Raw genomic sequence first — 17865 nt, 5'->3', positions numbered from 1 at the left:
GTTACTACATTCATTAAACAACCCAACACATAAGGAGTCAGGATGATAATTGGCATCCCTAAAGAAATCAAAAACCACGAATACCGTGTGGGAATGATTCCGGCTAATGTGAGAGAACTTCTCTCCTACGGCCACCAAGTGATTGTCGAAACCCATGCAGGTACGGGTATCGGTTTCTCAGACGATGATTACATCGCTGCAGGCGCATCCATTCTTCCCTCTGCTGCTGACATATTTGCGCAAGCAGACATGATTGTAAAAGTTAAAGAACCTCAGGTTATAGAACGAGCCATGCTAAAAGAAGGGCAAATTTTATTTACCTATTTACATCTTGCCCCAGATTTTCCACAAACTGAAGCACTTATCAAGAGTAAAGCGGTCTGCATCGCCTATGAGACTGTAACAGATAATATGGGCCGCTTACCACTATTAGCACCTATGTCTGAAGTTGCAGGGAGAATGTCCGTGCAAGCTGGAGCGCTCACGCTTGAAAAATCACACGCTGGAATGGGGTTACTTCTGGGAGGAGTGCCGGGAGTTGCTCCTGCTAAAGTGGTCATTCTTGGAGGGGGCGTGGTCGGAGCCAATGCGGCACGGATGGCTATGGGTTTAAAAGCTGACGTCACCATTTTAGATAAAAACATTGATGTACTACGTCGCTTAGATGAAGAATTTCAAGGACGAGCTAAGCTGATTTACTCCACCTCAGATGCTATTGAACAGCAAGCTCTTGAGGCTGATCTCGTGATTGGTGCGGTCTTAATTCCTGGCGCTGCAGCGCCAAAATTAGTCACTAAAGAGCATATCCAACGAATGAAACCAGGATCCGCTATTGTCGATGTGGCCATTGATCAAGGCGGTTGTATCGAGACGTCTCGTCCAACCACGCATGACAACCCAACCTATGTTGTTAATGATGTTGTGCATTATTGCGTTGCTAATATGCCCGGAGCCGTAGCCCGCACGTCAACCTTTGCTTTAAATAATGCGACACTTCCCTACATTGTTAAATTAGCAAATCAAGGTTATCAACAAGCCTTACTGAATGATCCCGGCTTTTTGAAGGGCCTTAATGTGATTCATGGGCAAGTGACGTGCCGGGAAGTTGCCGATAACTTCAAACTACCCTATGTCTCTCCGCTGGATGCCATTAACCACTTAAATTAAGAAGACACGTTTATAGCCGGGTTATGCCCGGTTATCTTTTTGCGCATGAATAACAATGTTTCTCGGCGTCACTTCACGCGCACAAAACTCGCCCACTTCTACTCGATACCCTTGCTCTTGTAGAAACACCGCTCTATCTAATACTAACCACAGTTCGAGTAAGCGCTGAAACCCCTGCTGAACTAAGCTCAGTCGTTCCATACGCCAAAAGCGCTGTATACCTTTTTGCTGATAGTATTCAAAATCGACCTGGGGTAACGCCATCCCTTTTTGTGTCGCCGCCCACCGACAAAAAGCGTAGAAGCCATCACTCAATTGAGATTTTTTAATACTTGGCGTCGGAAGGTATTCTTGGTAACCCAATTCAGCTCTTAGCAGTTCATCCCACCCAAGTCGATAACTCATCTCCAATTGGCGATGACGCTTAACACGCTCTCCTCCGGTCACGGTTTCCTGTAATGGAATACGCAGCTCATGACGAGTTAGATGTAAAGACGAGCCCTTCCCAACCTCAGAAAGCGGACAATAATATTCACCGTTAATCAGATGGTAGCAACAAGGCGAAAACGTTATTGCCGCTAACTGACCTTGGATGGCATATTGCATCAATCGAACGTGCAAATCACCACAAGCATGTAAGGCAACCGCATGTTGATGAGGTTGAAACACGCTCTGACTGCTCATATCAAATGCATCCCCTTGAACAAAAGTCATTGCCAACCCTAAGCGATTCGCTTCACATTGGCCTTGTTCGCATAATGCCTTTTGATATTCAAAACTGACAACAGGATGTGAGGACAAGGCAGCAAGCCAACGGCCAAGATACCCCTTACCAGAACACCACTCTAACCAAGCCTCACCTTGATGCCAATTCACCAGTAAAGGCCCTAGGTTTTCAATCTGAGCGACTTTACGACCGGGAATGCCCGTATAAAGCTCGTTCCCCACGCTTCTATCCCCCTCTAGCCTCAGATGTGATAGCAAAGAACTTTGAACTCGAACAATGCTCTCTAGACCAGGAATATAAGGTGATAAACAGGAAATGAGGGGTTCAGGTTGTTGCTTTAACTCAGCAACGTCTTCGATAGAAAGTGCATTTAGCCAATGATCTAACTCAGGAGCCATTAAGGCCCAAGGCGTAGCAGCCAGACCACTCTCATGAAAAGGCTCAAAACGCCAGAAAGGCTGAGTTTGACTAAGAAACGTATCAAATTGTTGAAAAATATCGCGCATGTGCCCTCCTCAGCAGAGGGCTTATTCTAGAGTGAGGCCAACAAGGAGAAAAGCATTAGCGTACTGGTAGCTCAATATCCTTAAACATTTCTTCAATTTCTGCATTCGATTTTAAAGAGATGGCACGTTCAACCAATGGCCTTGTTAAATGAGGCGCAAAACGTTCCATAAAGTCATACATATACGAACGTAAGAATGTTCCACGACGAAAGCCAATACTTGTCGTGCTGGCACCAAAGATATGACTAGCATCAATCGCGACTAAGTCGGTATCTTGGTTTTTATCAATCGCCATGCTAGCAATCACCCCAATCCCGATTCCCATTCGTACATAAGTTTTAATAACATCAGCATCTGTTGCAGTAAATACCACTCTTGGGTGCAAACCAACGCGATTAAAGGCAGTATCAAGCTCTGAACGCCCTGTAAAACCAAAGACATAAGTAACTAAAGGGTAAGCAGCAATATCTTCGATGGTTACCGATGCTTTTTGTGCCAATGGGTGATCTTTAGGCACCACAATTGAACGGTTCCAATGATAGCAAGGCAACATAATCGCATCTTGATACAAATGGAGCGCTTCGGTTGCAATCGCAAAGTTTGCAACGCCCTTAGCAATGGCTTCTGACATTTGGCTCGGGGTTCCTTGATGCATGTGTAAAGAAACTTTGGGATAGCGAGCCGTAAACCCTTTAATCACATCAGGTAAGGCATAACGTGCTTGAGTATGAGTCGTTGAAATGTTTAAGGTTCCCATTTCTGGATGAGTATGCTCTGCAGCAACCGATTTTATGCTTTCGGTACGCGCTAAAATTTCTGTCGCAATGCGGACAATCTCTTGCCCTGCGGTGGTCACTTGCGTAAGATGCTTGCCGCTGCGTTCAAAAATCTGTATACCGAGCTCATCTTCCAGCAAACGAACTTGTTTACTGATGCCTGGTTGTGACGTATATAGACTTTCAGCTGTCGCCGACACATTTAAGTTATGGTTGACCACTTCTACAATATACTTAAGCTGCTGCAACTTCATAATTAACCCTATATTCCTGTGCGAAGTGCGACATCGCGATTCCATAGTTTATAATTATTAGTTATAACGCTTCACGAACATAATGCAAAGGGCTTACAAGAAATTGTTCTATAAAAGATTCATCTTTCGAGCATTTTGAGGGAAAATCAGTGTTTCCCCCTAAAAACGATCGTTCTGTTGCATTTTTTTATGCGGAAAACAGAAATAATGGACATTGCCTATTTGTAGGTGGTGTAGAGAAAAGCTAGGATAGTGTATCCTTTGGCATTGGGCCTTTTAAAAAAGATACGGATTTTATGAATATAGGTTTAATTATCGCTCTGGTGGCCATTCTACTGGTTTTAACCTTGGGTTATAACATCATGCTTCAATACAAACTCAAGGTCGAAACGACAAAAAAGCAAGAGTCGGCAAGATATCTGACCATTATTGATGCAACCGAAGACTTAATCGGAAATGCACACCATCTGCCGTTTAGTAAAGATTTATTAGTTTGCTTGAATAATCGTATCCTTGACGCCCTGCAGAACATGTTGGATCTCGATCCAAAAAACAAACAACTGGCTCAACGTGTTGAAAACATGCAGACACAAATCCAGCATCTAAAAGAAAACCACCAAGGTGGAGAAAGTACCACATTTAAAGTTCCCAGCAGCGATAAACAAGCTATCGTAATGCTCAAATTGGTCAAACGTTTACGTGATACTATTCGAAGCGAACACAACAAAGGCCGTTTTGATACCCAAGCTTATGTAACAGAAAATGCTCGATTAGAAACCATACAAATCCGGATTAATATCGAAAATGTGATAAAACGCGCCAATGATGCCATCGTACGAGGCCAACCTGGTACAGCTCTCCAGTTATTACGTAAAGGGATTGATGTACTCAGTACGAAAAATGATAACTACTCGAATCAAGCGAGAGAAAAACTACAAGCCATGTACGATGAAGTCGAAGCTCGTCGTCAATCAAAAAATGCCTCTGAAGTTAAACAGCTTGAAGAAAAAGAGCGCAATAGTGATATGGAAGCACTCTTTGGCGAAAAGAAAAAGTGGTAATCTTTTACTGCGCGATTCATTTTTATCAAGGTCGCATTGGCGACCTTTTTTAATTACTCATGATGATGATAAATACACCTGCCATTCAACAACTACTTAACCCTATTGAGCAGTTTCTCGGCTGCACGACTCCAAATGCTTGGATTGATAAAGCGAAAAAGCCGGAAAGCCTCCCTATTATTCTGCGAGATCACTTACTGTGTGAGTTGAAAGCAGCGCAGAGTGCCATCTTCTTACTAAAGCGCTATGTGGTGACGGAAGAAGGCTCCCACACGCTGAGCCGCCTAGCAGAGCCTTATGAACGGTTTGCTTACAAATGCCTTGGCAACCTTGAAACTCTAAAAGGAAAAAGTCAGCTATCAAAATCAATTCAAGCAAAACCAAACTGCCCTTATGGGCAAGAAATGATTGATAAAATGGTGCTATTGATTAAAGAAGAACTGCATCATTTTTATCAAGTTCTCGAACTTATCGAACAAAAAGGGTTTAAGTATCACCCCATTAATGCCAGCCGTTATGCTAGAGGAATGATTAAACACGTCAAAACGTATGAGCCAGACGCGCTCGTCGATAAGCTGATTATCGGTGCCTTTATTGAAGCCCGCTCATGTGAACGATTTGCAAAACTTGCCCCTTATCTAGAAATCTCCATCAGAAAGTTTTACTTATCACTTTTACGCTCAGAAGCCCGTCACTATCAAGATTATTTAACCTTAGCCGAACAGATAGCAGGAAAAGATATTCAGCAGCGCATCGAGTATTTTCGCCTTGTAGAAGCGAAGCTGATTTCTTCACCCGATAGTGACTTTAAGTTTCATAATGGCATTCCAGCTACTACAGCTCTGTACTAAAGGATTAAAAAAAGAGGTGAATAACTTCACCTCTTTTTTATCCTAAATGGCTTAACGCAATGATGCATTAATATCTGCTAATACTTGAGCAGGGTTAACCGCTTGTGTGATTGGCCGACCAATCACTAAATAATCGGACCCAGACTGAATGGCTTGCTCGGGGGTCATAATTCGACGTTGATCGCCTACCTCAGCCCCAACAGGGCGAATCCCCGGTGTCACCAATTTAAATGCTTGCCCAAGCTCACTTTTCAGCATAGAGGCTTCCTGAGCAGAACAAACCACCCCATCTAAACCAGAATTTTTAGTCAGTGTTGCTAAGCGCATCACTTGTTGCTCTGGTTCTCCCTCAATACCAATCCCTTGTAAATCACATTTTTCCATACTGGTTAACACAGTAACACCAATGAGTAACGGACGATCGTGACCATACGGTTCAAGAATTTCTCGTGAAGCGGTCATCATTCGTTCTCCACCACTGGCATGAACGTTGACCATCCAAACACCAAGCTCTGCAGCCGCACGAACTGCCTTAGAACAAGTATTAGGAATATCGTGGAACTTGAGATCGAGAAAAACTGAAAACCCTCTAGTATGTAGTTCAGTAATGAAATGGGGACCAAACAGTGTAAACATCTCTTTGCCAACTTTTAACCGACAACTTGCCGGATCAATTCTATCGACAAATGCCAGTGCATCAGCTTTATGTTCATAATCCAGTGCAACGATCACTTTTGGGTCGTTCATTTCTACTCCTAAGATATACATTGGGCCTAAAAAAATGCAGCCAATAAAGCTGCAAATCTTAACAAATCATTCGCCATCCAAGCCACGAATAGGCTTAATCGACCCCCACCCTTTACAAGATGGGCAGTGCCAATAAAGAGAATGCGTTGAAAAACCGCAACGACGGCATCGGTAATGCGGTTTTGTTTTTAATTGCTCACCGACCAACCGTTGTAACGTTGATAGGCTAGCTTTTGCTCGACCTTCTTCCGCCTCAGCAATATGGTAATCAATCAGCCGATAAAAACCTTTCATGGTAGGGTTTTTTACCAACTGTCGAGTCAACAACTCTTGCGCACTAGCCGTTCCATCATGCTGTGCCACCAATTGTGCTAGCATCAACTCAGCAGAAACTCCGGCATTGTTATCAATACATTGACGTAAGAACTCGACAAGCTGAGGCTCTTGTCCAAGGTGATGATAACACTCAGCTAAACTTGGTAAGACTTCTCCAATAAAGTCAATATCCTGCTCTAATACCTTCTCAAGATAGATCAACGTTTGCTTATAATCTTGGTTGGCCAAATACAATTTACCTAAAGAAATGCTGGCTCGAACACATTTAGGGTCTTCGTGTAAAGCACGCTTAAATAATTGAATAGCCTTGTGGTCTTTCCCTTCCGCTTTCTCTTGCATTGCCAATTCACACCAAAAATGGGCAATGGTCTGCTTCATCCGTTTACGCCCCAATTTTACCAAGGCTTGTGCACATGCAATGGCCTTATGCCATTCCCGGGTCTGCTGATAAATAGCGGTTAACTGTTGAAGTGCGGATTCACGATGTTCGGGCTCATCGACCAATTGCTCAAAGATTTTTTCTGCGCGATCCAAAAAACCAGAAACCATATAATCTTTTGCTAATTGCTGTAAAGCGAGGTTTTTTTGATCAATCGTTAAGCCAGAGCGAGAAATGAGATTTTGGTGAATACGAATGGCTCGATCCACTTCACCACGAGAGCGAAATAGGTTACCCAATGCGAGATGAGTATCAATCGTTTCATTATCCACCTGTAACAGTTCGATAAAGTGGTCAACCGCTTTATCAGACTGATCAGAGAGCAATAAATTCAACCCCGTCACATATTGTCGAGATATTTGGTGGGAATGCTTCTGCTTGTCTTGCTGGGCACTACGATTCCCCATGTACCACCCATAGGCAGCAGCAATTGGCAAGAGCAAGAAAAGAAGTTCTAACATCTAAATGACAGCCTTACTCAAGGTTCGTTTTAGGTTTCGTCAGCACTTTTGATTCTATCTGCTTTTTTAGCTTTCGATTCAATTTACGAACTTCCAACTGAGACTTCAGGTAAAAACTCCCCAGAATGAGCCAAGCGATCAAAAAACCAGCCACGAAGACAGAACCAAGTAAGGTTGATAGATGAAACTCACCTTGAGCCAATAAGTAGTTAAATGTGACCAACTCTTGATTCTGTGAACCTAGCGCTAAAGCAAACAAGAAAAGAGCGAGTAGCACAAGGATTTTTATAATTTTCATAATTGATTACCCATCCACAAATCTATTTACTGATTATGCAGGAAATTGCTCAGACAAACCATGCTCGATTCTATAATCAAATCCACGAGACGTTAATCTAAATCTACAGCAAATCTAGGACTTTTACTTTTTACTATTACCCTTACTGAAATAGCTCATCATCACGCATAAACACCCTAAAGAAAGGATTGGCTATCCCATACTCATAAAAAAACGGCACACTGTTACAGTATGCCGCTTATGAGGCGATTCTACCATTAAAGATCTTGGTTAACTCTCTCACGTAATTCTTTACCTGGTTTAAAGTGAGGGACATATTTGCCATCCAATTCGACTTTTTCACCAGTTTTAGGATTGCGTCCAACACGGGGATCACGATAGTGCAAAGAGAAACTACCAAATCCTCGAATTTCGATGCGCTCTCCTGCTTCTAATGTTTTCGACATGTGTTCAAGAATATCTTTTACCGCATCTTCAATCTCTTTCGCTGACAGATGGGGTTGCTCGGCACACAGCCTTTCTATTAATTCAGACTTAGTCATAGTTTCCCTCTTTGAGTTTTTACCCTGATTATAGTCAGTAATATCAATTCCAACAAACACTTGCTTAATATTGTATAAAAAGAGTATGGCTAAGTAGCATCAAGGGTTCGATGACAAAGCACCTTAGGAGATACTTAGCTAGGTTTTATACCTCAAAGGAATAAACCGGGTTCTCTGAGGTCCGGCCATACTAGCATAAGTAAATGTAATAAATCATCATGTTATATAATGAGACAATAAAAAAGGGGGCCATTATGGCCCCCTTTAATCAGCAAGTTAAATTACTCGCCTTTAGCAGCTTTGAAAGCATCTGCCATTGCATTACCGAAAGCAGCGTCATCTTGTTTGTTGATTGATGCCATTGCTTCTTGCTCTTCAGCTTCATCTTTTGCTTTGATAGATAGGTTGATTACGCGGTTTTTACGGTCTACACCAGTAAACTTCGCTTCAACTTTATCACCAACGCTTAGAAGTAGAGATGCATCTTCTACGCGGTCACGAGCAATTTCAGAGGCACGAAGGTAACCTTCCACACCGTCTTCTAGCTCAATGGTTGCGCCTTTAGCGTCAACAGCGGTTACAGTACCGTTAACTAGAGTGCCTTTCTTGTTATCAGCAACATAAGCATTGAATGGGTCATTTTCCATTTGCTTAACGCCTAGAGAAATACGCTCACGCTCTGCATCTACAGCTAGAACAACTGCAGAGATCTCGTCACCTTTTTTGTACTCACGTACCGCTTCTTCTCCAGGAACATTCCAAGAGATATCAGAAAGGTGAACTAGACCATCGATACCACCGTCAAGACCGATAAAGATACCGAAGTCAGTAATAGACTTGATCTTACCAGTTACTTTATCGCCTTTAGCTTGTGCTTCAGCGAATGACTGCCATGGGTTAGCTTTACACTGTTTCAGACCTAGAGAGATACGACGACGTTCTTCGTCGATATCAAGAACCATAACCTCAACTTCGTCGCCAACATTAACAACTTTAGATGGGTGGATGTTCTTGTTAGTCCAATCCATTTCTGAAACGTGAACAAGGCCTTCTACGCCTTCTTCGATTTCTACGAAGCAGCCGTAATCAGTTAGGTTTGTTACGCGACCAGTCAGTTTGTGACCTTCTGGATAACGTTTAGCAATCGCTACCCATGGATCTTCGCCTAGCTGTTTCAGACCTAGAGAAACACGAGTACGATCACGGTCAAACTTAAGAACTTTAACTAGGATTTCGTCACCAACGTTAACGATTTCTGATGGGTGTTTAACACGTTTCCACGCCATATCAGTGATATGTAGTAGGCCATCAACACCGCCAAGATCAACGAATGCACCGTAGTCAGTAAGGTTTTTAACGATACCTTTAACTTCAGTACCTTCTTGTAGAGTTTCAAGAAGTTCGTCACGCTCAACGCTGCTTTCTGATTCGATAACAGCACGACGAGAAACAACAACGTTGTTACGTTTCTGATCTAGCTTGATGACTTTGAACTCTAGCTCTTTGTTTTCTAGGTGAGCGGTGTCACGGATAGGACGTACATCAACTAGAGAGCCAGGAAGGAACGCACGGATGCCGTTCAATTCAACAGTGAAGCCACCTTTAACTTTACCATTGATGATACCAACAACCGTTTCAGCTTCTTCGTAAGCTTTCTCAAGAACGATCCACGCTTCGTGACGTTTCGCTTTCTCACGAGAAAGTTGAGTTTCACCGAAACCGTCTTCAACAGCGTCAAGCGCTACATCTACTTCAGAACCTACTTCAACTTCAAGTTCGCCAGCAGCATTCTTGAATTGTTCCGCAGGAATTGCAGACTCAGACTTAAGGCCAGCGTCAACAAGAACATAGCCATTTTCAATCGCAACAACAGTACCTTTAACAATAGTACCTTGTTGGAATTGGGTTTCGTTTAGAAACTCTTCAAAGAGTTGAGCAAAAGATTCAGTCATGTATTTAATCTTCAATAATTAAACGTCCATGGGTATCCTACCGCATGGGGTTATTAAAATCGCCGGTCATCATCCATGCGACCAACGCTCTTAACCAGCGTGGTTTATTCCGCCAGTTTCGATTCTATATATTGTAGCGCTTGTTCCACCACTTCATCGATAGATAAAGTCGTTGAATCAAGCAATAGCGCATCCTCAGCGGGGCGTAATGGCGCCACAGAGCGATTACGATCTCGCGTATCTCGCTCTTGGATTTCGCTTAAAAGGGCGTCAAATTTAACATCAAGCCCCTTCAGTTGCAACTGCTTATAACGACGCTGAGCCCGTTCTTGCGCACTCGCATCTAAGAAAATTTTTACCGCAGCCTTAGGGAAAACAACGGTTCCCATATCTCGTCCATCAGCAACCAAACCATGTCCCTGATCAAACGCTCTTTGTCTGCGTAGCAAGGCTTCTCTAACTCGTGGCAAGGCGGCAACTTTCGAGGCGGCCATGCCCGTTTCTTCTTTTCGCAGCTCTCTTGAAACATCTTCCCCTTCAAGAATCACTTTGACCAGCTCACCTTCAGCAATAAACTGTACATCAAGATGTGTCGCCAATGGGACTAAAGCATCTTCCGATTCAAGATCAACGCCATGGTGAATGGCCGCAAGGGCTAATACTCGATAGATAGCTCCAGAATCTAACAGTTGAAAACCGAGTTTTTTCGCTAACAACATACAAAGTGTGCCTTTACCCGCACCACTTGGTCCATCCACGGTAATGACCGCTGTTTGCAAGGACATGCTTTACTCCATTTATTGTGTATTTGGCGTATTACTTATTTCGCGACTGACGGCGCATTTTATTCGCGCAGAATTATATACCCAAGTACGACTAAGATGCGAGTTTCCCAAGCAATCACAACGAAATGAAACCTTTGCTAAATATCAGTAAAGTTGCAAATACAACATAATCAAGTAAAGGAATGGCAAATTCTCAAAAAGAAACTCTTTACACGATAATTAAAAACTCAGGACTAATCCTGAGTTTTTACACAGGCTCTAACACAGCTTCTCAGTGTTAAAGCAAAATTCGCTTGTCATTTTTGTTTACCGTCGCGTGGCCAATACCTTTTACTTTCATTAAGTCTTCCTTACTTAAAAAGGCTCCATGTTCTTCCCTATATTCAACAATGGCTTGCGCTTTTTGCAATCCGACCCCCTTCAATAAGGTCGCTAGCTCTTCGGCTGAAGCCGTATTGATATTGACCGTAATATCAAACCCTTGACTGGCGTCTGCTGACTCAGCACTGAGCGCATAACTCACCGGCCAGCAAAGCCCCAATAACAGAACGAGTAAGTATTTTTTTAGCATCATGACTCTCCTTGTGATTATGTATGTGACAAGGTTGATATTAAGGGAAATAGGAAGCTAACGAATCCAGTAGAAGCACAAAATAAAATGGGCTGCAAAAGCAGCCCATTTTAACAAACATATCAATTACATGATGTGTATTACTGATTCACAGAGAAATACTCAATCTTCGTATTTTTACGTAGTACACCCAGTACACTATCTAGATCTTGTTGAGTACCGAGGCGTGCTAACTGGGCAGCTATTTGCTCACGATATTGGGCATCGACCTGAGTTTCAACCTTATCTAAGGCAATGACAACCACATTTCCGTTCTGATCTTTCCCTTGTGTGTACACGGGTTTACCCTGCATAGGTTTCGGCATAGAAAAAACGACATTGGCTAATGGAGCGCCTCGGTCAATATTTTCAGCGCCACTAAAAGCCAATCTATGCTCGGCAAGCAAGCTGTCATCCCCAGTTTGTAAACCACTAACCAGTTGAGTCGCTAGTTCTAGCGCTTTTTGCTCACCTTTTAGTTGCACAAGTTTCGCTTCGATCGACGCGCTCACTTCTGCCAGTGGTAAAATAATTTCTGGACGTGACTCTTCAACTCGAACAACGACAATATGCTCTGGTGCAATCTCAATCACTTCAGAATTCAGTCCATCTTCTTTTACTTCTGGCGATTGCAATGCTTGCATTACAGCAGGGTTACGTAACAGTTCTGGAGCATCATTAACTGACACGAAATCAGTCCGCTGAATTTGTGCATTAACTACCTTGGCAGCTTCATCCAAGGAATCTGGAGATTCAAAAGCCACTTTTTCGAGCTCAGTTTGCAGTTGGTAGAACTTATCCACCGCTTGTTGATCTTGCAATTCAGCTTTAATTTGTGCGGCCACTTGCTCAAAAGGTTGAACAACCGGCGCTTTAAGAGCATCAAGCTTGATGATGTGATAACCAAATTCAGATTTCACTAAGCCTGTCATATCTCCAACTTGCTGTAGAGCAAACGCAGCACTTTCAAATGCCGAATCCATGGTACCACGTTCAATCCAACCGAGATCCCCCCCCTCTTCTGAGCTTCCCACATCTTGTGACTTTTGCTTGGCTAAGGTAGAAAAATCTGCTCCTGCATTTAGTTCATCAAGGATGGCTTGAGCTGCGGCAATATCATCACCTTGAACGAGAATATGGCGAACTTTACGCTGTTCATCTGAAGCGTATTTATCTTGATGGGCTTGATAGTATGCTTTCACTTGCTCATCACTCACAGGCAGTGCAGCTTTTAGCTGTTGTGCTGCAAGCTCGATATAAGAGATTTTCATCTGCTCTGGGCGAGTATAGCGCTCATCATTTTGCTGATAATACTGCTCAATTTCCTCGTCTGTTAGCTCAACAGATCGAGCAAAAGAAGCAGTTGGCAAAGTAATAGTACGAATTTCACGTTGTTGAGTGATTAAAGCACTCTGAGCATCAACTTCACCATCTAAAGTAAACTCGCTGCTTTGCAGTGCTGTCATCAATTGATTACGCACTAAATTACGACGTAAGTATTGTGCAAATCCTTCAGGAGTAAATCCGGCACGACGTAATGCCGATTGATAAAGATCTTGATCGAAGCGTCCTTCTGACTGAAACTCCGGCATAGTTAGGATCATTTGGCGAACTTGTTCATCGCTCACTCTTAGTCCTAGGGATTGTGCATGCTGCTCAATCAAAAGATCGTTAATTAAATTATCAAGTACAGATTTTCGGAATAAGGTAACGTAATTAGGATCGGCTAATAAGTTAGAGAAATAATCACCAAGCTGAGCTTGCATGCGACTCCGTTCATTTTGATAAGCTTGCTCAAACTCTCCTCGGCCAATATCAATGCCACCGACTTTCGCCGCCGCATTGTTACTGCCACTAATTAGGTAGTTGCCTACCCCAGCAAAGATAAAAGAAAGGATAATTAATCCTAGGATAATTTTTACCGCGATGCTGTTCACGCCCTCGCGTAATCGATCCATCATAGTTTTACTGCTCTCCGGGTTTGAAGTAACACACTTCAGCCAAAATTGAATAGCGCGATAATATCAGAAAAAGAAATGCGCATCAGTATGATGCGCATAATTTCAAAAGGTTCGAATTAAATTTGCTAAGAAACAGCAAAAAAGTAACTCAATTAGTTACAAGCATCTTTTAATGCTTTACCCGCTTTAAAAGCGGGTACTTTTGCTTCAGCGATTTGAATCTCTTCACCCGTTTTTGGGTTACGGCCAGTACGCGCTGCACGAGTTCGAACTGAAAATGTACCAAAGCCGACTAATGCTACCTGATCGCCAGACTGAAGAGTATCGCTAACCGCTTCAATAAATGCATCAAGAGCACGACCTGCTGATGCTTTTGAGATATCAGCGTCAGCTGCGATTTTTTCTACTAATTGTGTCTTATTCACTGTGATTCCCCTTTGGTCACCAAGTTATTATTTTGTTCGGTGCCGATTTCGTTCCATTAATATTAAAAACAGGCTTAAAGCCTTGTGACAACTGGGCTTAAGCCATAGTCAGTAACGTTAGCTCTCAAAAAAAACGCTGACAAGCCTTTTTCTACCTATCAGCGTAATCTTTTACTTATTTTTGCTGCATATCACTATTTTACCGCTGCGAAACTGACGCCACTTGGGTCTTTTTCTAATGCAACATGCAAGACTTCATCAATCCACTGCACGGGAATGACTTGAAGATCTGCGATAACATTATCTGGAATTTCTTCTAAATCTCGCTCATTATCTTTAGGAATCAGAACGGTTTTGATGCCACCACGATGCGCGGCTAGCAGTTTTTCTTTCAATCCACCAATCGGTAACACTTCACCACGCAGTGTGATTTCTCCAGTCATGGCCACTTCCGCTTTGACCGGATTTCCCGTTAGGCTAGAAACTAACGCTGTACACATAGCGATACCCGCGCTAGGGCCATCCTTCGGTGTCGCACCTTCAGGAACATGGACATGGATATCTTTCTTCTCATAGAAGTCACCATTAATGCCCAGTTTATCAGCACGAGAACGTACAACAGTCATGGCTGCCTGAATGGACTCTTGCATCACATCGCCTAGAGAACCCGTTTGTGTCAGCTTACCTTTGCCTGGCATTGACTGCGTTTCAATAGTAAGGAGATCACCTCCCACTTCAGTCCACGCTAGCCCAGTGACTTGACCGATACGATTACTGTCATCCGCTTTACCGTAATCAAAACGTTGCACGCCTAAAAATTCTTTCAGGTTTTCTTGGTTAACGGTGACGGTTTTCACATCCGTATTAAGCAAAATCTTTTTCACCGCTTTGCGGCAGATTTTTGAAATTTCTCGTTCAAGGCCACGAACCCCAGCTTCCCGAGTATAGTAACGAATGATGCCAATGATGGCTGAATCTTCGATGATGATCTCACTCGGTTTCAAGCCATTTCGTTCAATTTGCTTATTCACCAAGTGACGCTTAGCAATATTGAGTTTTTCATCTTCGGTATAGCCAGATAAACGGATGACTTCCATCCGGTCTAACAGAGGCCCTGGAATATTCATCGAGTTCGATGTAGCAACAAACATTACATCGGATAAATCGTAATCCACTTCCAAATAATGATCATTGAACGAGTTATTTTGCTCTGGATCTAATACTTCTAATAAAGCAGAAGCCGGGTCTCCGCGCATATCTGAAGACATTTTATCGATTTCATCTAATAAAAATAGCGGGTTTTTAACACCAACTTTTGCCATTTTTTGAATCAATTTACCCGGTAATGAGCCAATATAAGTTCGACGATGACCGCGAATTTCTGCTTCATCACGAACCCCACCCAATGCCATGCGAACATATTTACGGCCTGTAGCCGCAGCGATAGAGCGACCTAATGAAGTTTTACCAACCCCTGGAGGCCCAACCAAGCATAGAATAGGCCCTTTCAGTTTGTTGATCCGGCTTTGAACCGCGAGGTATTCCAGAATACGTTCTTTCACCCGCTCTAAACCATAGTGATCCGCATTAAGGATTTCTTCCGCTTTTGATAGATCTTTTTTAACCTTAGAACGTTTCGTCCAAGGAACACTCACCATCCAATCAATATAGCTGCGTACCACCGTCGCTTCCGCAGACATGGGGGACATCATTTTTAATTTTTGCAGTTCTTGCTCTGTTTTCTCACGTGCCTCTTTTGGCATTTTCGAGTCTTCAATTTTCTGCTGCAAAGCTTCAAATTCATCAGGAGCATCATCCATCTCACCGAGTTCTTTCTGAATCGCTTTCATTTGCTCATTCAAATAGTACTCTCGCTGAGATTTTTCCATCTGCTTTTTAACGCGGGTACGGATACGCTTTTCAACTTGCAGCAGATCGATTTCTGACTCCATCTGCCCCATCAAAAATTCTAGACGTTCGGCCACATCTAAAATTTCTAACACCTGTTGCTTATCCACCAATTTTAGTGGCATATGGGCAGCAATCGTATCAGCAAGGCGAGCGGCTTCATCAATGCCATTCAGTGATGTCAGGACTTCTGGGGGAATTTTTTTATTCAGTTTGATAAAACCTTCAAACTGATTGATTGCGCTACGCACAACCACTTCTTGTTCTTTATCATCCAGCTCAGGTGTCAATAAATACTCAGCTTCGGCTGAGAAAAAATCACCCTCATGAAATTGATTGATTTTTGCGCGCTGCTGACCTTCAACTAAGACTTTGACCGTACCATCTGGTAGTTTCAACAATTGAAGGATGGTCGCCACGGTTCCCACTTCAAATAGATCAGAAACTTTCGGCTCATCGGTTTCTGCTTGCTTTTGAGCAACCAGAAGCACTTGCTTGTTGTTGTCCATTGCCGCTTCTAAGCACTGAATGGATTTTTCACGGCCAACAAACAGAGGAATGACCATATGTGGGTACACCACCACATCACGTAGAGGTAGTACTGGGATCTCAATACGCTCGGAACGTTCCAAGTTCATATTATTCTCTCTTCCGCTTTTATGTATATCGCAGTATATGGGGGCTAACAGACTGGATTCAATGACAGAATTAAAAAAAGGAGGCTTGACAGCCTCCTTTTAAAATAGTTGAACAATTTTTATTCAGCGCCTGCGGCTTGATTCTCATTTCCTGCGTAAATGAGCAAAGGTTCTGACTCACCATTTATCACTGACTCATCAATGACAACTTTCTCAACGTCTGTCATCGACGGCAATTCATACATGGTTTCTAACAATACGTTTTCAAGAATAGAACGTAGACCACGTGCACCAGTTTTACGTTTCATCGCTTTAGCCGCGATTGCACGTAGAGCATCTTCACGAAATTCTAGTTCAGTTTCTTCTAGCTCAAAAAGAGCAGCATACTGTTTGGTCAGTGCGTTTTTCGGCTCACATAAAATTTGAATTAAGGCTTCTTCATCCAGTTCAGTCAACGTTGCAGTTACAGGCAAACGACCAATAAATTCTGGAATCAATCCATATTTCACCAAATCTTCTGGCTCAACTTGGGTAAAGAGTTCACTTAAAGATTTACTGCTATCTTTTGAACGAACTTCTGCGCCAAAGCCAATTCCGGTGCCTTTCGCTACACGCTGCTCAATCACTTTATCTAGGCCAGCAAATGCACCGCCACAGATAAAGAGGATTTTCGACGTATCCACTTGCAAAAACTCTTGCTGAGGATGCTTACGCCCACCTTGCGGAGGAACGGAAGCCACCGTCCCTTCCACTAATTTTAGTAACGCCTGCTGAACCCCTTCCCCAGAGACATCCCGAGTGATCGATGGGTTTTCAGCTTTACGTGAAATTTTGTCAATCTCATCGATATAAACAATACCGCGTTCTGCTTTAGCGACATCATAGTCACATTTTTGCAGCAGTTTCTGGATGATATTTTCAACATCCTCGCCCACATAACCGGCTTCAGTTAGTGTAGTGGCATCTGCCATCGTAAACGGAACGTCTAAAAAGCGAGCCAAAGTTTCAGCAAGTAGTGTTTTACCACTTCCTGTTGGGCCAATAAGCAAAATATTACTCTTGCCTAGCTCCACACCATCACTCGTTGTGTCACCGTTACGTAAACGCTTGTAGTGGTTATATACCGCAACCGCAAGCACTTTTTTCGCGTGTTCTTGGCCAATCACATAGTCATCAAGATGTTCTCGAATATCACGTGGCGTAGGTAACGCCGACGACTCTTTCTTCGGTAAAACATCTTTGATCTCTTCACGAATAATATCGTTACAAAGATCGACACATTCATCACAAATGTATACTGAAGGACCGGCGATTAGCTTGCGAACTTCGTGCTGGCTTTTGCCACAGAAAGAGCAGTACAGTAGTTTACTACTACCACCCTCTTTGCTTTTATCTGTCATTCGCTAACCTCTTAGCCTTTA

At 42.9% G+C, this 17865-nt stretch carries 16 protein-coding genes; 3 read left to right on the top strand and 13 right to left on the bottom strand.

Going from position 1 to position 17865, the window contains the following annotated elements; translation table 11 throughout:
* Positions 1-42: 42 nt before the first annotated feature.
* Positions 43-1167 carry an alanine dehydrogenase gene (ald, locus tag EXA13_RS00490; RefSeq protein WP_238131376.1) on the top strand — a complete coding sequence of 375 codons (1125 nt, stop codon included), beginning with the start codon at positions 43-45 and terminating at the stop codon, positions 1165-1167.
* A 21-nt stretch (positions 1168-1188) separates the two neighbouring features.
* On the opposite strand, the gene EXA13_RS00485 is transcribed toward ald, so the two are convergent.
* On the bottom strand, positions 1189-2400 hold the full coding sequence (locus EXA13_RS00485) for a methyltransferase (protein WP_238131375.1): 1212 nt from the start codon (positions 2398-2400) through the stop codon (positions 1189-1191).
* 55 nt (positions 2401-2455) lie between these two features.
* Entirely contained in the window at positions 2456-3430 is a 975-nt protein-coding gene (gene cysB, locus EXA13_RS00480) for an HTH-type transcriptional regulator CysB (RefSeq protein ID WP_238131374.1), read from the bottom strand.
* Between the two features lie 296 nt (positions 3431-3726).
* On the opposite strand from cysB, the gene EXA13_RS00475 reads away from it, so the two are divergent.
* A complete protein-coding gene (locus EXA13_RS00475) occupies positions 3727-4491 on the top strand; it encodes a DNA repair protein (RefSeq protein WP_238131373.1) in 765 nt (254 codons plus the stop codon).
* A gap of 65 nt (positions 4492-4556) precedes the next feature.
* Positions 4557-5342, top strand: coding sequence for a tRNA isopentenyl-2-thiomethyl-A-37 hydroxylase MiaE (miaE, locus tag EXA13_RS00470; RefSeq protein ID WP_238131798.1), 786 nt, complete (start codon positions 4557-4559; stop codon positions 5340-5342).
* Between the two features lie 51 nt (positions 5343-5393).
* On the opposite strand, the gene pyrF is transcribed toward miaE, so the two are convergent.
* The 11 genes from pyrF to clpX form a co-directional block, all read right to left on the bottom strand.
* Positions 5394-6089 carry an orotidine-5'-phosphate decarboxylase gene (gene pyrF, locus EXA13_RS00465; RefSeq protein ID WP_238131372.1) on the bottom strand — a complete coding sequence of 232 codons (696 nt, stop codon included), beginning with the start codon at positions 6087-6089 and terminating at the stop codon, positions 5394-5396.
* Between the two features lie 66 nt (positions 6090-6155).
* A complete protein-coding gene (gene lapB, locus EXA13_RS00460; RefSeq protein ID WP_238131371.1) occupies positions 6156-7325 on the bottom strand; it encodes a lipopolysaccharide assembly protein LapB in 1170 nt (389 codons plus the stop codon).
* A 13-nt stretch (positions 7326-7338) separates the two neighbouring features.
* Positions 7339-7623, bottom strand: coding sequence for a LapA family protein (locus tag EXA13_RS00455; RefSeq protein ID WP_238131370.1), 285 nt, complete (start codon positions 7621-7623; stop codon positions 7339-7341).
* Between the two features lie 257 nt (positions 7624-7880).
* Positions 7881-8165: an integration host factor subunit beta gene (gene ihfB, locus EXA13_RS00450; protein ID WP_078926236.1), complete on the bottom strand. Its 285-nt coding sequence runs from the start codon at positions 8163-8165 to the stop codon at positions 7881-7883.
* A 281-nt stretch (positions 8166-8446) separates the two neighbouring features.
* Positions 8447-10117 carry a 30S ribosomal protein S1 gene (gene rpsA / locus EXA13_RS00445; RefSeq protein WP_238131369.1) on the bottom strand — a complete coding sequence of 557 codons (1671 nt, stop codon included), beginning with the start codon at positions 10115-10117 and terminating at the stop codon, positions 8447-8449.
* Between the two features lie 104 nt (positions 10118-10221).
* Entirely contained in the window at positions 10222-10902 is a 681-nt protein-coding gene (gene cmk / locus EXA13_RS00440; RefSeq protein WP_238131368.1) for a (d)CMP kinase, read from the bottom strand.
* A gap of 277 nt (positions 10903-11179) precedes the next feature.
* Complete coding sequence (locus EXA13_RS00435; protein ID WP_238131367.1) at positions 11180-11476, bottom strand: ComEA family DNA-binding protein; 297 nt, start codon at positions 11474-11476, stop codon at positions 11180-11182.
* Positions 11477-11613: 137 nt separating this feature from the next.
* On the bottom strand, positions 11614-13473 hold the full coding sequence (gene ppiD, locus EXA13_RS00430; protein WP_238131366.1) for a peptidylprolyl isomerase: 1860 nt from the start codon (positions 13471-13473) through the stop codon (positions 11614-11616).
* Between the two features lie 152 nt (positions 13474-13625).
* Positions 13626-13898 carry an HU family DNA-binding protein gene (locus EXA13_RS00425; protein ID WP_099612133.1) on the bottom strand — a complete coding sequence of 91 codons (273 nt, stop codon included), beginning with the start codon at positions 13896-13898 and terminating at the stop codon, positions 13626-13628.
* Between the two features lie 194 nt (positions 13899-14092).
* Complete coding sequence (lon, locus tag EXA13_RS00420; RefSeq protein WP_238131365.1) at positions 14093-16444, bottom strand: endopeptidase La; 2352 nt, start codon at positions 16442-16444, stop codon at positions 14093-14095.
* 119 nt (positions 16445-16563) lie between these two features.
* Positions 16564-17844, bottom strand: a complete 1281-nt coding sequence (gene clpX, locus EXA13_RS00415; RefSeq protein WP_238131364.1) for an ATP-dependent protease ATP-binding subunit ClpX — start codon at positions 17842-17844, stop codon at positions 16564-16566.
* Positions 17845-17865 lie beyond the last annotated feature (21 nt).

It is taken from the genome of Vibrio cincinnatiensis (assembly GCF_022113815.1).
Taxonomy (GTDB): domain Bacteria; phylum Pseudomonadota; class Gammaproteobacteria; order Enterobacterales; family Vibrionaceae; genus Vibrio; species Vibrio cincinnatiensis_A.
The sequence above is the reverse complement of the archived record's forward strand: the minus strand, read 5'-3'. Positions and strand labels throughout refer to the sequence as shown.

Bases quoted from the DNA above. Each gene is read 5' to 3' on its own strand.
- ald (WP_238131376.1), top strand. From the start codon at position 43: ATGATAATTGGCATCCCTAAAGAAATCAAAAACCACGAATACCGTGTG.
- EXA13_RS00485 (WP_238131375.1), bottom strand. From the start codon at position 2,400: ATGCGCGATATTTTTCAACAATTTGATACGTTTCTTAGTCAAACTCAG.
- cysB (WP_238131374.1), bottom strand. From the start codon at position 3,430: ATGAAGTTGCAGCAGCTTAAGTATATTGTAGAAGTGGTCAACCATAAC.
- EXA13_RS00475 (WP_238131373.1), top strand. From the start codon at position 3,727: ATGAATATAGGTTTAATTATCGCTCTGGTGGCCATTCTACTGGTTTTA.
- miaE (WP_238131798.1), top strand. From the start codon at position 4,557: ATGATAAATACACCTGCCATTCAACAACTACTTAACCCTATTGAGCAG.
- pyrF (WP_238131372.1), bottom strand. From the start codon at position 6,089: ATGAACGACCCAAAAGTGATCGTTGCACTGGATTATGAACATAAAGCT.
- lapB (WP_238131371.1), bottom strand. From the start codon at position 7,325: ATGTTAGAACTTCTTTTCTTGCTCTTGCCAATTGCTGCTGCCTATGGG.
- EXA13_RS00455 (WP_238131370.1), bottom strand. From the start codon at position 7,623: ATGAAAATTATAAAAATCCTTGTGCTACTCGCTCTTTTCTTGTTTGCT.
- ihfB (WP_078926236.1), bottom strand. From the start codon at position 8,165: ATGACTAAGTCTGAATTAATAGAAAGGCTGTGTGCCGAGCAACCCCAT.
- rpsA (WP_238131369.1), bottom strand. From the start codon at position 10,117: ATGACTGAATCTTTTGCTCAACTCTTTGAAGAGTTTCTAAACGAAACC.
- cmk (WP_238131368.1), bottom strand. From the start codon at position 10,902: ATGTCCTTGCAAACAGCGGTCATTACCGTGGATGGACCAAGTGGTGCG.
- EXA13_RS00435 (WP_238131367.1), bottom strand. From the start codon at position 11,476: ATGATGCTAAAAAAATACTTACTCGTTCTGTTATTGGGGCTTTGCTGG.
- ppiD (WP_238131366.1), bottom strand. From the start codon at position 13,473: ATGATGGATCGATTACGCGAGGGCGTGAACAGCATCGCGGTAAAAATT.
- lon (WP_238131365.1), bottom strand. From the start codon at position 16,444: ATGAACTTGGAACGTTCCGAGCGTATTGAGATCCCAGTACTACCTCTA.
- clpX (WP_238131364.1), bottom strand. From the start codon at position 17,844: ATGACAGATAAAAGCAAAGAGGGTGGTAGTAGTAAACTACTGTACTGC.